At 68.2% G+C, this 2,818-nt stretch carries 4 protein-coding genes; 2 read left to right on the top strand and 2 right to left on the bottom strand.

The features are described from left to right. Positions 1–224 precede the first annotated feature (224 nt). Together GUY60_RS36455 and GUY60_RS36450 are read right to left on the bottom strand one after the other, a co-directional pair. Positions 225–1,031 (bottom strand): VOC family protein, encoded by an 807-nt coding sequence (locus GUY60_RS36455; RefSeq protein ID WP_161705790.1) that lies wholly within the window; start codon positions 1,029–1,031, stop codon positions 225–227. Positions 1,032–1,142: 111 nt separating this feature from the next. Continuing rightward, positions 1,143–1,622 carry a nucleoside deaminase gene (locus GUY60_RS36450; RefSeq protein ID WP_161705789.1) on the bottom strand — a complete coding sequence of 160 codons (480 nt, stop codon included), beginning with the start codon at positions 1,620–1,622 and terminating at the stop codon, positions 1,143–1,145. A gap of 248 nt (positions 1,623–1,870) precedes the next feature. On the opposite strand from GUY60_RS36450, the gene GUY60_RS36445 reads away from it, so the two are divergent. After that, positions 1,871–2,257: an SHOCT domain-containing protein gene (locus GUY60_RS36445; RefSeq protein WP_161705788.1), complete on the top strand. Its 387-nt coding sequence runs from the start codon at positions 1,871–1,873 to the stop codon at positions 2,255–2,257. Positions 2,258–2,361: 104 nt separating this feature from the next. Then, positions 2,362–2,793 (top strand): hypothetical protein, encoded by a 432-nt coding sequence (locus tag GUY60_RS36440; protein WP_161705787.1) that lies wholly within the window; start codon positions 2,362–2,364, stop codon positions 2,791–2,793. The last annotated feature ends 25 nt before the right edge of the window (positions 2,794–2,818 follow it).

The raw sequence follows: 2,818 nt of genomic DNA, 5'->3' as shown, positions 1-2,818 counted from the left end.
GCGGGGGTGGCTGGGTCGTGGGCTCCGACGGCATGTGCGGCATCGGGCTCTCCTCACTGTCCGGACGGGGCTCGCTGACTCCTTCCATGGTTTCCGGACTCGGCGGCGAGAGCGTCATGAGCAGTGAGGATCATGGGCGCTTGGCGGTACATCCTTCGGTGTAGCGGTACTCGTACGTCCTTCGGGCAGCGGCGGCCTGACGTACGTCCGTACCCTCAACTCCCTTACGGGGCGGACTCGGGGACCAGTTCCGGTACGTCGCCCTCCGTCGTGTGTACGTCGATGACCGAGAACGCCGCGCCCTGCGGGTCGCCGACGGTGGCCCAGCGGCCGAAGGGGGTCGTCATCGGGCCGAAGAACACCTGGCCGCCGAGGCGGCGCACCGTGTCGAGGGCCGCGTCGCAGTCCTCGACGCCGAAGTACACGTTGATGAAGGGCGGCACCTCGCCCGGCACCTCCGGGCCCATCTTGAAGCGGCCGAGGGCGGGCGCGCCGTCGATGTCCCACAGGTGGAAGTCGACCTTGTCGTCGACCATCCGCCGCACCTCGAAGGGGAAGACGGCGGGGAAGAACGCGTCCGCCTTCTCGGCCTCGCGGGTGTGCACCTCGGCCCAGCAGAACGAGCCCGGCTCGCCGGTCTTCCCGAAGCCCGGGTGGCTGCCCGGCTGCCAGACGCTGAAGGACACGCCGCTGGGTTCCCGCGCGCTGACCATGCTGCCGAAGTCACCGACCGGCATCGGGTCCATCATGAGCGTGCCGCCGTGCTCGCGGATCCTCTCGGCGGTGGCGGCCACGTCGGACGAGGCGAAGTAGAAGTTCCAGGCGACCGGTTGGTCGGCCATCTCGGGCATCGCCGGTACGACGGCGGCGACGGCCTTGCCGTCCGAGTACGCCTGGGTGTAGCCGCCGAACTCCGGCGAGCCCTCGCCGAAGGTCCAGCCGAGCAGCTCGCCGTAGAACTCCTGGGCGGCGCCCACGTCCGGGAACATGCAGTCGAGCCAGCAGGGCGCCCCGTCCGGAAATGCGGTCATGGTGGTCCAGCCTCTCGCCCCCGGCCGAAGGTGTGACTGACCCTGCCACGGTATGCGGGGCCGTCGCGGGGCGCACGGTGGCGGGTCACCCCTGCGTACAGGGACCTACGGTCAGGGCGCGCTGTGCAGGCGGCGGTGCAGGGCCCGTACCTCATCGGTCAGTTCGGGTACGGGTCCCTCGACGGTGACGTGCGGGGCGACGGCGTTGATCGGCAGCGCGCTCACCGGCGCGGCGGGGACACCCAACTCCTCAAGCCAGCCGACGAGTTGCTCGGACGACGCGACGTACACGATCCGGCCGAGGCCCACCCAGCCATGCGCGGCGGCGCACATCGGGCAGTGTTCGCCGGAGGTGTAGACGGTGGCCGCCGCGCGCTCCTGCGGGGTGAGGTGGCTCGCGGACCAGCGGGCGAGCGCGAACTCGGGGTGCTGGGTGCTGTCACCGCCCGCCACCCGGTTGCGGTCCTCGGCGAGGACCGTGCCGTCGGCGCCCACGAGCACGGAGCCGAAGGGCTCGTCCCCCACCTCCAACGCTTCGGCGGCGAGCTCCACGCAGCGGCGCAGATACGGCAGTTCGGCGGTGTCCACCACGGGGGCCTCCCACGACGTGCGCTCGGTTGACGCTGACCAGCCTCATCATTCTGAATTTCGAGGGGATCGTAACGCCCCGTACGGGCTCGACCTCAGCCCCCGTGACATGCCGCCGGCACGCACCGAAAATGCGCGATCGAATATCGCCCCGGATAATTTGCAGCACGATCCGTCATCGGACCGTCACAGGAGAGCCACCGGAAAACCCGCCGGAACCCGCCGGAAAACCGCCGGAGAGGAAAAGCGTCATGGACGACTACCCCCTTCTCGAAACCTTCCTCACGATGCTCTGGTTCTTCCTCTGGGTGATGTGGCTGTTCCTGCTGTTCCGCGTGGTCATGGATATTTTCCGCGATGACGAACTCAGCGGCTGGGCCAAGGCCGGCTGGCTGGTGTTCTGCATCGTGCTGCCCTATCTCGGCGTACTCGTGTACGTCATCGCACGCGGGCGCGGGATGGGCCGACGCGACGCCCAGCAGGCGAAACAGCAAGAGGCCGCGGTGCAGGACTACATCCGCAAGTCGGCCGGGAGCGGCACCAAAGCCGACGAGGTGGCCAAACTCGCGGAGTTGCACAAGTCCGGCTCCCTCACCGACGAGGAATTCGAGAAGGCCAAGGCGAAGGTACTCGTCTGAGTCACCTCACTCGCCTGGTGCACCCGACACACCTGGTTCACCTGACTCACCTGACTCACCTGAGTGGTCAATCGAGGCACGTTCGAAGAAGAGAAAGGCACGTCATGAAGCGACTCGTCGCGGCCGGGGCTGTCTGCGCTGTTCTGGCTCTGTCGACCACCGCCTGTTCCGACAGCGACTCGTCCCCCGAGGACGAGGCGACAAAGGCGGCGAGCGAACTCTGCGAGAACCTCGGAGAGTTGAAGGCCGACAACCAGAAGCTCGCCGCCCTCGACCCGGCGACCGCCACCAAGGAGCAGGTCCAGGACGCCTACGACGACGTCAAGGACGACTGGAACGACGTCAAGGGGAACCTGTCCGCGCTCAGCTCGGCGAAGCGGGACGCGGTGCAGGGCGCCTCGGACGATCTCCGGCAGGCGTCCGAAGACGTCCCCGGCGACACGACCGCCCAGCAGACCCTCACGGACCTCAAGCCGCAGATCGACAAGCTGGCCACGACGGTCTCGGACGCCTCCACCAGCCTCAAGTGCTCATGACGTACGGGGAGTGACCGACGGGGAG

This window comes from Streptomyces boluensis, from assembly GCF_009908195.1.
GTDB lineage: Bacteria > Actinomycetota > Actinomycetes > Streptomycetales > Streptomycetaceae > Streptomyces > Streptomyces boluensis.
The sequence above is the reverse complement of the archived record's forward strand: the minus strand, read 5'-3'. Positions and strand labels throughout refer to the sequence as shown.